Annotated in this window: 1 rRNA gene; it reads left to right on the forward strand. The window is 52.7% G+C overall.

The features are described 5' to 3' along the window. A 23S ribosomal RNA gene (locus GH741_RS21470) occupies nt 1–281 on the forward strand; the annotation flags it as partial.

The raw sequence follows: 281 nt of genomic DNA on the forward strand, positions 1-281 counted from the left end.
CCAGGGTGAAGGTCAGGTAACACTGACTGGAGGCCCGAACCCACGCACGTTGAAAAGTGCGGGGATGAGGTGTGGGTAGGGGTGAAATGCCAATCGAACACGGAGATAGCTGGTTCTCTCCGAAATAGCTTTAGGGCTAGTCTCAAGAGTTGAGTACTGGAGGTAGAGCACTGATTGGACTAGGGGCCCTTACCGGGTTACCGAATTCAGTCAAACTCCGAATGCCAGCCACTCCATCTTGGGAGTCAGACTATGGGTGATAAGGTTCATAGTCGAAAGGG

The sequence above is a fragment of the Aquibacillus halophilus genome (genome assembly GCF_009649745.1).
In the GTDB taxonomy this organism is placed as follows: Bacteria; Bacillota; Bacilli; order Bacillales; family Amphibacillaceae; genus Aquibacillus; species Aquibacillus halophilus.